Here is a 15,816-nt window from a genome sequence, read left to right as displayed (position 1 = left end):
GCACTAAACTGTGCGCCCCATGCTGGAGAAGTCTTTTTAGCTAAGCTATAGTGCCCAGATGTCCTGCAATAAGGAGAAAAACATGGGCTTTAACTTAACAGTGAATTGGCAAACCTCGCCAGCAGAAGAAGGCGAATTTTGCCGTGATCACAGTATTACCTTTGGCAGCGGTCAAACGATTCAGGCATCCTCAGCCCCTGAATACAAGGGCAATGCACATTTTGTCAATCCAGAGGAAAGCCTACTCGCGGCGCTGTCTTCCTGCCATATGCTGACCTTCCTCGCTATTGCGCACCTCAAACGCCTCCCCGTCGTGTCCTATGTCGATGAAGCATCTGCGGAACTAGGAAAAAATGAAGCTGGTAAACTTGCCGTCACTAAAATGATCTTAAATCCTAAGGTCGTTTTTGCTGAAGGTGTGGAAGTCACTCAGGAAACACTTGAGAAAATTCACGAAAAAGCCCATGCAAACTGCTTTATCGCTAATAGCTTAGCAACGGATATTCAAATAAAGTTTTGATGGTTATAGGCAAGTTCATGCAGATAGACTTGCCATAGACCAATTACCTTGCCGCAAAAATAACGATGAACCGTTAACCAGCACCAAATCTATAGGCAAAAAAATGGGCGTGGTCTTGGGAACTACAAGACCACGCCCTAACATTGAACAGACTCAGCTTAGCTGAATTAGCTTAAATTTCGGTTAAAAATTTACGTTAAGCCAACTACTTAGCCTTTATATCTTCCGCCATACCTTTCGCTGGCATAGGTTGCGCCTTCAATGCTGGAATAGGCTGCTTAATCAATTCATCCTTAAGATAGCTAATGGCGGTTTCGAGCTGTGCATCGTGGCCGTTAAAGGTCGCAAAGGGTAAGTTATCCACCTCGATATCCGGTGTTACACCATGACCTTCGAGTACCCAGCGACCATCCATCGCATACTGCGGATATTCGGCGACCCGCGCCATCCCTTTATCTGTGAGTGAGTTACGACCCGATAACCACACGCCAGCACCCGCCGTTTGCTTACCGATGAGCGGAGCAATTCCCAGCGCCTTGATCCCCGCCGAGAAGGTTTCACCATCTGAGTAAGTCAGCTCGTCGGTTAACACCACTAAATGCCCACGGAAAGTTTGCTGCATATTGGTATTAGGCGTGCCATGGGTTGGCTGCCAAAATGCCCAGGCGCGGCGTAACAGTTTTTCGATAATCCAACTATCAATATTGCCACCGCGGTTACGGCGAACGTCGATAATCAGACCGTCTTTATCATAATTGGTGTAAAACTCACGGGCGAAGCTCTCAATATCGCCGCCGCCCATGGCATATAAGTGCAGATAACCCATCTTGCCCTGGCTCGCCTTGGTCACGACCTCAGCATTATGATTAACCCAATCTAAATAACGTAATTGGCCATCGACCAGAGTGCTCACAGGCATCACCACGGTTTTATGGCTTTGGCTACCACGTTTAAGCTCCAGTAACACTTGCTTATCCTGTTGATTACGCAATAAGCGGGTCACATCAGCCACATTGCCCACCGGCGTGCCATTGATGGCGAGTAGCACATCGCCTTCTTTCGCATCGACTTCAATACGGCTCAAAGGTGATGCTTGGCTCGGCAGTTCGGGATCATTTCGATAAATGTGGGCAATTTTCACCCCGTCGCTAGTTTGCTGTAATCGAGCGCCTAAACTCGCGCCCTTAGCTGCATCAGGGTCCTTCGGCAAATCACCACCACGCACCTGCGAGTGCAACGAATCTAACTCGCCCATCATCTGCATAAAGATATCGTTTAGCTCATTACGATCCGTTAAACGTGCGAGTAATGGTTGGTACTTAGCCTTGGTTGCCTGCCAATCGAGACCGCGCATTTTTTTATCGAAGAAGGAATCTCTATGCATTAACCACGCATCTTCAAACATTTGTTGCCATTCTAAGCTTGGCGAAATCGCTAATTGCCATTGGTCAGTCTGTACCTTGGCATTGTCGGTATCGCCGAGTTTATCGCCCACATCAACAATCATCAGCGACTTTTCATCACTTTGTTTACGCAGCAACAACTTTTGACCATCAGCAGAGACACTGTAGTTAGCCACATCTTCAGCAAACACTTCGACTTTAGGGCGCTGTTCAGTGAACTTAACTGTCATGAGATTAGGTTGGCTTTCGTCACCAATCGCTTGGTCGAGTACATACAAACGACCATCAATGGCGGATAGCTGGCTGTAATTACCCGAATCAACAGGTACTTGCCATAAACGCTCACTAATTCCCGCCCAATCAATTTTTACAGGCGTCGGTTTATCTTTTGAGTCAGCTTTTTCTGCCGCCTTTGCCACTAATTCCGTTGGTTTACTGAAGGGGAACTTGGCATTCTTCACTAAGGCGATCGCAAAAATCTGGCTGCGCTTATCAAACACTGGCCCCATATTGCGGTCACCCCAAGGTGAACTTGGCGTTGCGGTAAACTGGCGATTGGAGAGGAAATATAACCACTGGCCATCACTACTAAAAGTCGGTGAATAGGATTCATACTTGTCACTGGTGAGTGCTTGGGCCTTATTCTCATCCACCGAATAGAGTACGATTTGTGGCCTTTGCTTGCCGATTTCAGCTTTGGTTAGCGCGATAAAACGACTGTCACTAGACCAGCGAATATCAGCGTAGGGACCAAGTCCCTCACCGTTGCTGATGATTTTTTGGTTTGTATTTTTCTTTAAATCCAATAGCCACACATTACCGTCGTTATCGTCATGGGCAAGATAACGACCATCGCTTGACTGACTCAGCGACATTCTAAAAGTATGACCATCTTTAGTAAGCTGTTTAGCACCACTGCTGCCATCGGCAGGAAATTGCCAAATTTCCTGTTGGCCGCTCATATCGCTGATGGCGTAAACCGACTTGCCGTCCTGACTCAGAATGGCATTGCGTACCCGATAAGTGCCAGGAAGCGCGACTTGCACTAACCGCGAGCCATCAGTCCCAGCAATCGCCACATGACTGCGGGCGGTAATCACCACTTTATCGCCAGCAAGGGCAAGATTAGCGGAGGTCGCATAATCCATCGGATCTTTTACCCAATGTTCGCGACGTTGGGCAAAATCGGAGGTTAATTCAATATCTAATAATGAGTCTTTAGCGGAGGCGATATCAAAAACATGAATATCTGCGCCCAACTGGAACACCACTTTGCCTTGATCCATACGGGCAGCGCGCATTTGCCAATCTTTATACTGAGTCAACTGTTTAGCATCACTGCCATCAAGCGCCATTGACCAGAGATTGTCATTACCATCGCTATCGCTAATAAAATAGAGTCTGTCTTGCCATAGCATAGGTTGGCGGACCGAGCCTTGGTGCTGCTTGCTAAGTAATTGTGCCTCGTCTTTACCACCCAGTTTAAAGCGCCATAATTCGCCCTTAGCGCCGCCGCGATATACTTTTGCATTATCGCCCGTCACCTGCAGGCCGAAACGGGTAAAATAGACATACTGATTATTGGCATCGATCACCCCTTCCACCGCATCGGCAAGTGGTAAGTCGGTCGTCGCCAAGGTTTCAGGGTTCACCAGTCGCAGCATCCAATTATTCGCGGGGCCAAAGCCAGTGTCGGTGGAATAAAGCACCTCTCCTTTACTGGTCCACCCTTGCACGCGCACTCGGCTGTTTTCGAAACTCACGCGTTTGGCCACACCACCAGCCACTGGTATCACATAAACCTCACTCGCGCCCTCATAATTGGCCACATAGGCCACCCATTTACCATCGGCAGACATTGCCGCGCCCAGTTCTTCAGCTGGCAAGGTAGTCAAGCGCGTCGCCGCCTTTTGGCCTAGGGTTTGCGTCCACAGATCCCCTTCAGCGGTAAACACTAAGGTCTGGTCATGCAACGCTGGCGCGCGGTAATAACCTTGATTGCTAGTCGATTGTGCTGCAAATACCTGCGCTGCAGACAAAGTGCCAAGGGCGAGCATGCAGCAGGCAACGGAGTGACGAAGTTTCATGTGTAATCTCTATCCTATTGTTATTGTTAGCAATGGACTTTCAAGTGGGCAAAATTCACCAATAATGACCCAAAGTCTAACCCAGTAACCCAACAAGCTAGCAGAAATTGATAGAGAGAGCAGTAACTTAAAATAAGAGATGTTTTAGCAAATGTGTCATAGACTTACCATTTTGCATACTCATTAGAATAGCGCTTATCTTGCTATATCAAACGTTAATAACCCAGCATACAAGCGATAAAATGGACCATGTTGATTGCTGATTTTCGATTGCTGTGCCAGCGAAATTTGCTGCCATTTATAGACAATTCGCGCAATTTCACCATTGATTGTTAACGCCTTAATGGCACGATTAAATTGCGCTAACTGCAGGGGAGACATACTCTGCTTACTTAGCATTAAGTGTATCGGATTATGGTCCAATATCGGTTTAAGTGCTGATAACCTGATCCCTTGGTGTTGACTTGCAATATAGGGCATCGCTATAGCATCCCCAATCATCAGATCCGCTCTGTCATAAGTGAGCATTTGCACTGATTTGTCGACATCAGGACTCAGTATCAATAAGTTTTCCAGTGCTAAACGTTCTCGAGTGTTCTCATAATCGGCACCATACCAACCACTGATTGGCACTAATAGCCGCAACTTTTGAGTAAAAATATCCTGCCATCGTTCTAACTTAACATTGTCTTTGTTTTCATCTAATACGAATAAGCGCACTTCTTCATCACGGTAGGGATCTGAAAAAAATGAATATTCTTCACGCTCGACGGTTTTTGTAGCACCCATCATTATATCTAGTGAGCCACTTTTCAGCATTTGATGTGAACGCTTCGCAGGGACATTGATAAAGTTAATCTCACATCCCAAAAACTCAGCAAACGCGCGCAGTAATTCAACATCCAGTCCTTGAGCCTCCCCCTGCATATCTTGCCAGGCATAGGGAGGCCAATCGTTATAACCGACTTTAATGGGATTCGAACAAGCGGAAGCATTCGCTTCGGATGGAACACTCCAAGCGGGGAAAATAAAAATATATAACAGCAAGATATGGCTAAACTGAAAAATGCACTTTGGCATTATCGTTGCCCCGTCGCGAGTTATTCTTCGATGATTTTACGGCTTAATGCTCAGTTTTTACGGCTTAATGCTATGTAAGCTACTACGGCTTATTTATGACTCGATCTAAGCTTAGTCGGCATCCCAACTTGATGCCATCAAGTTGCTCTGTACAGTCCATTGGTCGAACTAGCGTGAACAATAATAAAAACATCTATACAAAAGGAGTCAAACGACTCCCTTTGTATTTCATCAAGTTCCTGTTTATCGTCGTTTAAAAGATTAGGGCGTGTTGACGTTTCAGGGTTATTTTTGCAGCAATTTGGCTGATGTTTATGCAAGGCAAAGTCAGTGCTGTGTAGCATTCTACATAAACGGACGATAACGCAGCAGAAACTTCAGCCAAGTGCTGCCCAAAGGGTTCGTCTGGCAAGCACTTGCTCTTTGTCACTCGTCATTTGAGTAGAATAACTACACTTCATTCCTCGCTTCGTGAGCATGAGCTTGCCAGAACGAACAAAATTTAATCACGAAACGTCAACACACCCTAGTTTAATACCGCAAATAAATGGTTTTTTAGCTGGGCAAAATCAGCTGGTAATTCAGCCGATAATATTGTTTTGTGCTCTACCACTTTTAATTCAGGCGGAAGGGGTAAGTTAAGGGCAAGCTCCCTGTCGACCACATCCTTAAACTTAGCGGGATGGGCCGTACCTAAAAATATCCCTACTTCATCAGGCACTAAGTTAAGGGTTAACGCTTTAGCCGCAATCGCTGCATGGGGCTCAGATACATAACCTTTAGCATAAAGATCTGCTAACGCCTCCGAGGTTTGCACCTCTGACAGGCGAATCCCCACTAAGTCAGCCAATGGCCAACCGAGTTTCTCGCAAATAGCTTCAACGCGCGGCCAGTTGCTTGGCTCACTCACATCCATCGCATTGGACATAGTGGCTTGAGTGGGATTAGGCTGCCAATCGCCACTCTCTAAATAGCGTGGCACTGTGTCATTCGCATTAGTAGCAGCAATAAAACGTTTAACGGGTAACCCCATGGCTTTAGCAAACAAACCCGCGGTGAGATTACCAAAATTACCACTGGGCACGGCAATAACAGGATCGGCCTCATGGCGCTGTTTCGATTGGGCGACCGCTTCGAAGTAATAACAAATCTGTGCCAGTAAGCGACTGATGTTGATAGAGTTAGCTGAGTTTAAATGCAAACCATCACGCACATCGCTATCTTCAAATGCCTGTTTGACTAAGTGCTGGCAGGCATCGAAATCTGACTCAACCGCGACTGTGTGGATGTTCTTGCCTAAAGTAGTGAACATTTTTTCCTGTAGCTCACTGATTTTGCCCTTAGGATAAAGCACCACAACATTGACTTTATCTAGACCATAAAAGGCATCGGCCACTGCCGCCCCTGTATCCCCTGATGTCGCCGTTAAAATGGTTAAGCGCGAGTCTTGAGCAAAAACATTGATGCATTGCGCCATAAAGCGCGCGCCAAAATCCTTAAATGCTAAGGTCGGCCCATGGAAAAGTTCGAGGCACGAGCGCTGGTCATCGACTGCCACTAAGGGCAAATCGAAATTAAAGGCACGCTCAACCAGTTGATCGACCCTATCTTGACCCAATTCAGAGGCGAGCCAAGCACCGAGCACTTTTTTACTGCGCTCGACAAAAGGCATCGCCAGCAGCGCCTCAATATCGTGCAATACTGGAATTTGTGTAGGAAAAAACAACCCTCTGTCTTTACCAAGTCCTAATTGCACCGCTTCTTTAAAGCTCACTTTCTGCGAAGGGTGTTTTAAATTATATAGTTCCATGCTCACTCGACCTTATCAGTGCCAAACCTTTAAGGCTTGGGCTTAATGCTTTTAAAAGTAAGAAAATTAATCGACTCGGCGCGTGCCTTGCTCATCGAGGCGACAAACATGGGCAAAGCCCCCCGCTTCGGTCAGATAATGAGCCTCTAACCACGCCTTAGCGGCGTTAGCGATCGCGAGATCGTCAGTCACAGAAAACAGCGTTGGCCCGCTGCCCGAGATGCCAGTAGTTAACATGCCTAATTCGGCGAGCGCTGCTCTGGCATTGTCATAACCCGGAATCGCCGCTGCGCGGTAAGGTTCAGCCAATACATCCTTTAATACTTGAATCGCAAGCTTGGCGTTTTGCTGATAAGAGGCGTGCACAAAGGCACTCAAATAACGCCCAAAATCGATGGCCACTGACTTATCGTATTGTTCTGGCATGAGTTTACGCATCATGGCCGTAGAGAGTGAAATCCCAGGATACGCCACCACCCAATACCATTGTTTAAAACTGGGGATCGGCTCGCAGATAGCGCCGGGCACATTGAGCATTAGCTGCATACCGCCCAAATAACAGGGCGCGACATTGTCGTAATGCACGCTACCGCTGATCTTGCCCTCAAATTCGCCCATGAGTTCGAGTAGTGCTTGCTTATCGTATGGACGCTCAAAATGCTCGTTAAGCGCGTAAAGCGCTGCAACCACTGAACTGGCGCTCGAGCCTAAGCCACTGCCGACGGGCAAGTTTTTTTCTAGGGTTAATGCCACGCCTTGGTTTTCTTTCCCAAGGGCTTTTAAGAAAAACACCGCGCATTGATGGACGATATTCTCTTCGGGATTGCTGGGTAACTTATGCGCCCAAGCTCCCACTTGAGTGAGACTCACCCCCGCATCCGCCGCCGCAATCTTGACTCTATCGCCGAGTAAACTGCCATCGATAGGCGCAAGTGCTGCGCCCAATAAATCAAAGCCCACACCCACATTACCCATAGAGGCGGGAGCGTAAACGGTCAAACTCATACACTCACCTCACGAGTCCAATTTAAGGTTCTTAATACATCGGCAAAGGCACCTGCCGCAGTCACTTCTGTGCCCGCACCATAACCACGTAGCACAAAGGGAATCGGCTGATAATAACGGCTGTAGAATGCCAAGGCATTTTCACCGCCTTTTACGCTATAAAGTGGATCGGTAGCATCGACTTCGGTGATACGCACATAGCACGCGCCTTCTTCAATCTGCCCCACATAACGCAGCACTTTACCCTGCGCTTTCGCCTCAGCCACTCGCGCCGCAATCGCCGCATCAGCCTCGGGTAAACGCGCCATAAAACTTTCCACATCGCCTGAATCATCAAAACCTGCGGGTAAGACTGAGTCGACAACAATATCATTTAGCTCAAGTTTCAAACCCACTTCACGGGCCAAAATCAGTACCTTACGCGCCACATCCATGCCACTTAAATCATCGCGAGGATCGGGTTCAGTAAAGCATTTTTCCCGCGCCAGTTTAGTCGCCTCAGAAAGTGACATACACTCCTCGAGTTTACCGAAGATAAAGGATAAGGAGCCTGACAAAATACCGTTAAACTTGTGTAACTTATCGCCAGCAAATAACAGTTTCTTCAAGTTATCGATAACGGGTAATCCGGCGCCCACGTTGGTCTCATACAGGAACTGACGACGTTGTTTTAATGCTGTTTGACGCAAAGCTTGGTAATAGGCGTAATCACGAGTGTTGGCCTTTTTATTCGGCGTCACCACGTGCATGCCCGCGTTCATCACCTCTAAATACTGGTTCGATACTTGATCGCTTGAAGTACAATCCACCAGCACAGGGTTTAATAATTGTTGTTCTTTCACCCACGCCAATAGCGCAGGTAAATCGCTTGGCTGCTGACTGTCGGCAAGCAGGTTTTGCCAATTGTTTAAATCAATACCCGCACTATCGAGTAACATCTTGCTTGAATTCACGATGCCGCAGACACGAATGCTAATGTGCTGCTCTTTTAGCACACTCGCCTGTTGTTTGATCTGCTCGAGTAAGCCTGCGCCAACGTTACCACACCCCACTAAAAACACATCTAGATACTGCTGCACATCGAAAAAGCCCTGATGACAGGCGGCAACCGCATGTTTGGTCTTTCGCTGCTCAATCACAGTTGAAATAGAACGTTCAGAAGAGCCTTGGGCAATCGCGATAATATTCACACTCGCCTGCGCTAATGCTTGGAAAAACCGCGCCGCCACACCTTTATGGGTACGCATGCCATCGCCAATTAACGAGACAATGGCTAAGTCATGGCGCATTGCAATCGGTTCTAACAAGTCACTTTTAATTTCTAACTCAAACTCTTGCTCAAGCGCCGATTTCACCTTGGCGGACTCACTGGTCGCCACACAAAAGCTGATGCTGTATTCGCAAGAACTCTGGGTGATGAGTGACACGGAAACACCGCTACGGGAAATCGCTGCTAGTGTGCGGCTCGCCATACCGACCATGCCTTTCATACCAGGGCCTGATACATCAAACATGGTTTGATTATCGAGGTTTGAAATGGCTTTAACCTGCAAGCCGCTCTGATCGGCCTGATTCGATACCAGAGTGCCGGGCGCATCGGGATTAAAGCTGTTTTTGATATAACAGGGGATGTGGAACTGGGCGATAGGCGCAATGGTTTTAGGATGCAGCACCTTAGCCCCAAAGTAAGACAGCTCCATCGCCTCTTGATAACTGAGCTGTGACAACAACTTAGCATCGGTAACAACCCGAGGATCTGTATTGTATACGCCGTCAACGTCGGTCCAAATCTCGCAGCTTGAAGCATCTAAACAAGCGGCCAGCACGGCAGCAGAGTAATCAGAACCGTTACGGCCTAAGGTCACAACCTTGCCGTCTTCATCGGCGGCGGTAAAGCCGGGCATCACCCAAACCCGCTTCTCATCGAGGGCAAGATTTTTAAATCGCGGTTTGCTGACAGCAATATCGACCACGGATTCTAGCGGACGACCACGGCCTAAAAATAGTTCACGTGGGTCTAGCTGCGCCGAAGTAATGCCTTTTGCCAGCATGACTTGCTCCATCAACGCAGCAGACAAACGCTCACCCGCAACCACGATCTCGGCGCGCACCCCGTCAGGGCATTCCTGCAACAGCGTAATACCGCGTAATCTGTCCTGCCAACGTGCAAGCTGCGCGCTTAGTCCGGCGAACAGCACTTCGCTCTGGCTACTAGAGAGTCCAGAACTGACCGCATCCTGATAGAGCGAGGTAAACACCCGCTCAACGTGTTGAATGACTGGTGAATAATCTTCCCCTTTCACCGCCACATCGACCATTTCAAGCAGAGCGTTTGTCACTGTTGCAGGCGCAGAGAGCACTGTCGCGACTGGCTCAGCTTTCGCTGCCTTGGCCACAATATCCGCCGCCATTGAAAATCGCTGCCAATTTGCAAGCGAGGTACCACCAAATTTCATCACTTTCATCTTGATCTCCTGTACCGCGCCCGACTAAGAAACATAAGCTAAAAACAAAAAAGCCCGCTTCTTTGTGGGAAGCGGGCTCGTCGTTAAAATTCTTTAGGGTGTATCAGCCCGCCCCCACTCTGGTTGTAGTGGTGGTTGTAATAATGGTAATTACTACGAAACCAAGGCTATGCATACGTTTAGACTTATCTATGTCAATGTGATGTTAAACAGAATTGCCTTTTTCACCTAACCTTGTCAACCCCCAAACTGGATTATTTATGCACAAATCTTTCACTTGAGTAAATTAGTGATTCAAGATTAATAAATATCAAGTTTTCATAGGCTAAAAATACGTTTTCATCAATACAAAACTGTTTACGTAAACGTAATGCTAGACAATTACAATCAATTTAACCTATTAAAAAATAAATAATTTATAATGATATTTTTTCATCATTCGAAAATTAAAGCATTTCAGTCTGTTTCCACACATAACAAAGGGCAACTCATAAAAAACCACAATTCATCTTTTGTATCGTCATTAATCTCAGTAAATCGAACTCACAAAAAGCTGTGCGATATCTAACATAAGCAACTTCAAATTATCGCCAGCACCCTAAAAGCGCGTTATTATGCGCGCACATTCCGAACCGGAGGCGATATGAAGATCACCCAACACAGCGCGGTAACCATTCATTACCGTTTATCAGATCAAGAAGGCAGACTTTTAGAAGACTCTTTTGATGCCGAACCAATGTTGTATCTGCATGGTACAGAAAACCTAATCCCAGGATTAGAAGCCGCATTAGAAGGTAAAATTAAGGGCGAAAAACTGGACGTGACGATCAGTGCCGAAGAGGCCTATGGTCCGTACCATGATGGCCTTCGCCAGGCAGTACCATTAGAAGCATTTGGTGATATCGAAGACATCGTGCCAGGTATGCGCTTTATTGCAGAAACTGAAATGGGCCAGCGTCCAGTTCAAGTCATCGAAGTTAAAGATGATGTTGTGATTGTTGATGGCAACCATCCATTAGCAGGCCAAGCACTCAGCTTTAGCATTGAAGTCATCGATGTACGTGAAGCGACAGCTGAAGAAATTGCCCATGGACATATTCATGCACACGGCGGATGTGGCAGTCATGGACACAGCCATGAACATGACCATGGCGGCGGATGCTGTGGTGGCTCAGGTCATGATGTTGGTGGCTGCTGCGGGGGTTCTGATGACCATGGGCATCACCACCATGACCATGATCACGAAGCTTGTGACACACCTAAAGCGGGATGTGATGGCAACGGTGGCTGCGGCTGCCGCGGCTAATGTAGGTTCACAAGCCTAATAGCCCTCCCAGAGGAGCTGATAAAAAAGCACTTCCTTAAATAAGGAGGTGCTTTTTTTATCGCCAAATGATTATAATCAGCAGGTAAATAGGGAAGTTTAAAATCAAACAGCATTTTCAGCTGAAAAAACAATATTTTCAAATCGATATAAACATCACGCAACGGAGTGCATATGTTAGCAAAACCAGTATATGAAGTTTTACCCTTTGGCTATATGGTACTAGGCTGTTTAAGCTTTATGCTGCTAGAACCTGATTATGCGCTGATTGCTGCTCTTGTTGTGTTTGTTTTGGGCGCCAGAATTTACAATTTACGTTCTCAAAATCGCCGAACCGATCCTGTAAAACGCCGAAAATCTGGATATCTACCTAAGACAATTTACGATTTATTGCCTTTTATTTATCTCTTTTCTGCCTTAGCTATTTTTAAATTTTTCCCTAAAAATCTTTATCCTTTGCTGGCCATTATGTTACTCAGTTATAGTTTTTATATTCTCGTTAGACGCTCCATCCACCGCCGACATAAAATACCGACAACTCCCCGGTTTTAATCAAATATCTAGTCCAATGGAGCCCAAATAATTAACTGATAAGCTGTTGGATTTTATCCCTATGGCTGGGTTCCATATTCTTTAAATAGTTTGAACAACGGGTAATAGTCGCAATACTCACCTGATACTCGGCAGCAATTTGTCTCTGGCTCATTTCTCCATTTAGCAATAGCTGGAAGACTTTTAGCCGACCGGCAATAGCGCTGCGCTCTTCCTCGGTCAGCAATAAATGAAACAATACCGACAGCTCTTCATAATTCCCATGGCTCAAAATTTTTTCTAATACTAAGTCCCAATTGGCTCGCATAATCGCCCCATAAGTATTGTTTAAGCATTACAACGGCAGTTTAGCAGATTTACTCTACCGGCAAATAACTTGTTACGTTTATCCCTCTTATCTAGACAAAAACTGACAAATTTGCTTCTAGTACATTGAGTTAATTTGTGTACAATAGCAGAGCAATGTCACACTTCGACGCTAATTTGTGAGAATACGATGAAAAAATTACTCCTAACTCTCGTTGCCGGTACCTTATTGGCTTCAACTGCTCAAGCACACAATTTTGAAGATGCAAAAGATGCGATTCAATATCGCCAATCTGGATTCAGCTTAATTGCTTATAACTTTGGTGATATGGGCGCCATGATGAAAGGTAAAAAGCCTTTCGATGCTGAAACCTTTGCGATGCGCGCAAAAAATGTCGCTGCGCTTTCACACATCCCTTTCGAAGGTTTTATTGAAGGTTCAGATAAAGGCGATACCGAAGCCCTAGCCAAAGTATGGCAAGACAAGGCGGACTTTGAGGCTAAGATGAAAACCTTCCAAGAAAATGCTGCAATTTTAGCGACTGTTGCTCAGAAAGGTGACCAAGCTGAAATCAAGCAAGCCTTTATGGATACTGGCAAGAGCTGTAAAGGCTGCCATGACGTTTACAAAAAAGATTAATGTTCACGTAATCTCTTGTAAAAAGCCTGCAATATACAGGCTTTTTACTCCTGAGCATCCGCTAAAGCACTTGCACTACAGGCCACATCAAATAAGTAAATACAACGCCTGCGATGATTAACAGCAGGATTAATGCCAGCCACAGTGATTTAAAAACCAACTGAGACTCTAACTTTGCGTACTCAAGCTTAGATACACGCTTGTAACCGCTAACCATCGCACCTACTAACTTGTCACCTTTAAGCGCGTGCACAATAACTGCCAACACATGCACGGCAGTTAAGGCTAAGATCAGGTTAAAATTCATCTTATGTAACCAAGTGAGAAACGAACCCGTATCAGCACTCACATAGCTGTATAGCGGACCTTCGGTAAACACATCATCGGTAGCAAACAGTCCAGTAATTAGCTGTAAGCTAATAATGGCAATCAACACAATCACCATATAACCGCCCATCGGATTATGTCCTAATACCACAGACACGCCCTTTGATCGAACTTCGTTTAAATACTCAAACACAACCCTAGGGTGGTGCACGAAGTGGCTAAATCTGGCTGTATCACTGCCAATTAAGCCCCACAAAAGACGAAAGCCAATCAAGATCAACAGACTATAAGCAAAGATCTGGTGCCATTGCATTTCGCCCACTTCGGCGCTCCACCACAATAAGGCCATTAGGGCCACCATGCCCCAGTGAAAAAAGCGTATGGGTAAATCCCAGACCTTAACTTTGATATGTTCGGTTTCCATAATACCTGCCACTCGACGAAACAATGAAATAAGTGAAGGTATTTTATCGGGATCTAATGAAAAACTTAAAGTAAAGATAGGTAAATGATAGGAAAGACTGCAGAGTTATCCCATCAAATATGGCCTGTTCTGATAGCCAATACAAGCCTTTTTGGCTAAGAATCACCGAGATTTGTCTAAGCGATCAAATATCCAACGAACAGTATCTAACCGGACAAAAAATGTGATTTAGATCTCGTTTTTAAAGGTGTAGATTGGTAATCTGAAACTGAAGAAAATAAATAGAAGGTTCGACATATGCTAAAGATTACGAGCAAGCAATTAGAAGTAACTGCCCCAATCCGTGAACGCATTGAAAGCCGTTTGGAGAAACTTTCTAGACATGATGTGCAGTTGATTAATCCCCATGTCATTATTACCGAGGAGAAACCTGGTTTCAAAATTGAAGCGTCGGTTGGCATCCCAAATGGAGAACTTTTTGCTCAAGCTAAACACGATAATCTTTATGCAGCTATCACTGCTATGGGTCAAAAATTAGAGAAGCAACTCAATCGTTTAACCCACAAACCTGAAGCACAACGTTTTACATCCATTGCTCATCCCGAAGAGGCTATTAATGTCGAGGATGATTACGAGGAGGAAGATGCAGCTTAAGTTACTCAATGTAGTGCGAGACCACATCACTTCGAGAGCATAAAAGTAGATAAGGTTTAATAGGTCACATTTTTTAGCAAAAGTTTGATAGACCATCCTAATGGCCAGTAAAAAGAGTGTGAACCTTTAAAGAACTACTACACTTTACTAAGTGACAGCAGAATCGAAGTGATGTGAATTTCAGCTTAATAGCATTTAATACCACCACAAGAAGGAGTACGCCGCCATACAAAACTCACACTCAAAAACAGTGACACAGGTAGTCACATAAAGCATTAAAGCAGCCACATAAATTCGGTAACGCCAAGCTGTAATGTTTATGCGTTTCCCATCTGGTTATCAAATGAGATGCGAGGTTACTAAAAGTACAAACCGATGACCAAAAACTAACGACAAATACACTAAGGGGTGTTAACTCACGAGTCGATCATTAAGGAGTAACCTACTACATCATATTGCCAGTTTAAGTCTTACACACTCTTCAAGCACAAATGTAACAACCAAGAGGAGGACGTTAGCAATAGAGCCACATAGGTACCATGAAAGGCCACTTTAGGTGAATTAGCTTCTTAACAGTCAAACAATATGAGGAGGTTAATAGCGTTATCGGTAATATGAGCAATTGGGCATATTACAAATAGTGAGTAAAAAGAATTTAGATAACACGGAACAAGGCGAGCTGCTTAACAGCAAAATACCCAGTACCTTTTTAAGTACTAATATCGGCCAGATTTCTTTATCTATGTTCTAAAGTGTAATCGTAAGTGAAAATGTAAGCTAAAGTTGTAAGTTGAAAAGTGAGTTAACATGCTGAATAAACAAATCTAATGCAATATCTGTTTGTTTATTCACAAAGCGTCGAGGGCGTTCAAAATTCTGTGTCAGGCTAATTTTTAAATTTCCAGCACGCTATCTAAACGTCCTTCAAAATAAATCGCTAACTGAGATAAACAAAGGCTCCAATTGTGGATTGGCATGGTCCATTTATCTGAGGCGTTTAATATGCCTGCGTAAAGTAGCTTCAACAAGCTATTTTCATTAGGAAAAGCACCTTTGGTTTTGGTGAGCTTTCTAAATTGGCGATGCACAGCCCTGAAGGATCCCCTCATAAATCAGCCATAGCATAGCCATATTTGAGCAACTGATTGGCGAATAATACCCAGGCCGCCAGCAATTCTTTCTCCGTGATTTGATAATCAGGCCGCCTGAGTACCTCCAA

12 protein-coding genes and 1 pseudogene are annotated in these 15,816 nt (G+C 45.3%); 5 read left to right on the top strand and 8 right to left on the bottom strand.

Annotated features, from left to right (window positions below):
• Positions 1–82 precede the first annotated feature (82 nt).
• Positions 83–520 carry an OsmC family protein gene (locus AEA42_RS11545; RefSeq protein ID WP_055647797.1) on the top strand — a complete coding sequence of 146 codons (438 nt, stop codon included), beginning with the start codon at positions 83–85 and terminating at the stop codon, positions 518–520.
• A gap of 205 nt (positions 521–725) precedes the next feature.
• Here AEA42_RS11545 and AEA42_RS11540 read toward each other — a convergent pair whose 3' ends face one another.
• From AEA42_RS11540 to thrA, 5 genes are all read right to left on the bottom strand, one after another.
• Positions 726–4,010, bottom strand: a complete 3,285-nt coding sequence (locus AEA42_RS11540; RefSeq protein WP_055647796.1) for a S41 family peptidase — start codon at positions 4,008–4,010, stop codon at positions 726–728.
• 195 nt (positions 4,011–4,205) lie between these two features.
• Positions 4,206–5,090, bottom strand: coding sequence for a transporter substrate-binding domain-containing protein (locus tag AEA42_RS11535; RefSeq protein ID WP_055647795.1), 885 nt, complete (start codon positions 5,088–5,090; stop codon positions 4,206–4,208).
• Positions 5,091–5,616: 526 nt separating this feature from the next.
• Positions 5,617–6,900: a threonine synthase gene (thrC, locus tag AEA42_RS11530; protein WP_055647794.1), complete on the bottom strand. Its 1,284-nt coding sequence runs from the start codon at positions 6,898–6,900 to the stop codon at positions 5,617–5,619.
• A 66-nt stretch (positions 6,901–6,966) separates the two neighbouring features.
• Positions 6,967–7,905 carry a homoserine kinase gene (gene thrB, locus AEA42_RS11525; RefSeq protein ID WP_055647793.1) on the bottom strand — a complete coding sequence of 313 codons (939 nt, stop codon included), beginning with the start codon at positions 7,903–7,905 and terminating at the stop codon, positions 6,967–6,969.
• On the bottom strand, positions 7,902–10,370 hold the full coding sequence (thrA, locus tag AEA42_RS11520; protein WP_055647792.1) for a bifunctional aspartate kinase/homoserine dehydrogenase I: 2,469 nt from the start codon (positions 10,368–10,370) through the stop codon (positions 7,902–7,904). The genes thrB and thrA overlap by 4 nt, the downstream gene beginning before the upstream one ends.
• 643 nt (positions 10,371–11,013) lie before the next feature.
• Here thrA and slyD point away from each other — a divergent pair.
• Positions 11,014–11,676 (top strand): peptidylprolyl isomerase, encoded by a 663-nt coding sequence (gene slyD / locus AEA42_RS11515; RefSeq protein ID WP_037420923.1) that lies wholly within the window; start codon positions 11,014–11,016, stop codon positions 11,674–11,676.
• Positions 11,677–11,868: 192 nt separating this feature from the next.
• Positions 11,869–12,246 carry a hypothetical protein gene (locus AEA42_RS11510; protein ID WP_055647791.1) on the top strand — a complete coding sequence of 126 codons (378 nt, stop codon included), beginning with the start codon at positions 11,869–11,871 and terminating at the stop codon, positions 12,244–12,246.
• A 31-nt stretch (positions 12,247–12,277) separates the two neighbouring features.
• On the opposite strand, the gene trpR is transcribed toward AEA42_RS11510, so the two are convergent.
• The gene (trpR, locus tag AEA42_RS11505; RefSeq protein ID WP_055647790.1) at positions 12,278–12,553 is read right to left on the bottom strand and encodes a trp operon repressor; all 276 of its coding nucleotides are present in this window, start codon (positions 12,551–12,553) and stop codon (positions 12,278–12,280) included.
• Between the two features lie 189 nt (positions 12,554–12,742).
• Between trpR and AEA42_RS11500 the strand changes: the two genes are divergently transcribed.
• A complete protein-coding gene (locus AEA42_RS11500) occupies positions 12,743–13,192 on the top strand; it encodes a cytochrome c (protein WP_055647789.1) in 450 nt (149 codons plus the stop codon).
• A 61-nt stretch (positions 13,193–13,253) separates the two neighbouring features.
• On the opposite strand, the gene AEA42_RS11495 is transcribed toward AEA42_RS11500, so the two are convergent.
• Positions 13,254–13,943 carry a cytochrome b/b6 domain-containing protein gene (locus tag AEA42_RS11495; protein ID WP_055647788.1) on the bottom strand — a complete coding sequence of 230 codons (690 nt, stop codon included), beginning with the start codon at positions 13,941–13,943 and terminating at the stop codon, positions 13,254–13,256.
• Positions 13,944–14,240: 297 nt separating this feature from the next.
• On the opposite strand from AEA42_RS11495, the gene raiA reads away from it, so the two are divergent.
• On the top strand, positions 14,241–14,597 hold the full coding sequence (raiA, locus tag AEA42_RS11490; RefSeq protein WP_037420938.1) for a ribosome-associated translation inhibitor RaiA: 357 nt from the start codon (positions 14,241–14,243) through the stop codon (positions 14,595–14,597).
• A gap of 893 nt (positions 14,598–15,490) precedes the next feature.
• Here raiA and AEA42_RS11485 read toward each other — a convergent pair.
• Positions 15,491–15,688: pseudogene (locus tag AEA42_RS11485) on the bottom strand (hypothetical protein); the annotation flags it as partial.
• Between the last annotated feature and the right edge of the window lie 128 nt (positions 15,689–15,816).

The sequence above is a fragment of the Shewanella sp. Sh95 genome, from assembly GCF_001308045.1.
GTDB lineage: Bacteria > Pseudomonadota > Gammaproteobacteria > Enterobacterales > Shewanellaceae > Shewanella > Shewanella xiamenensis.
This window is presented reverse-complemented; position numbering and strand designations above follow the sequence as displayed.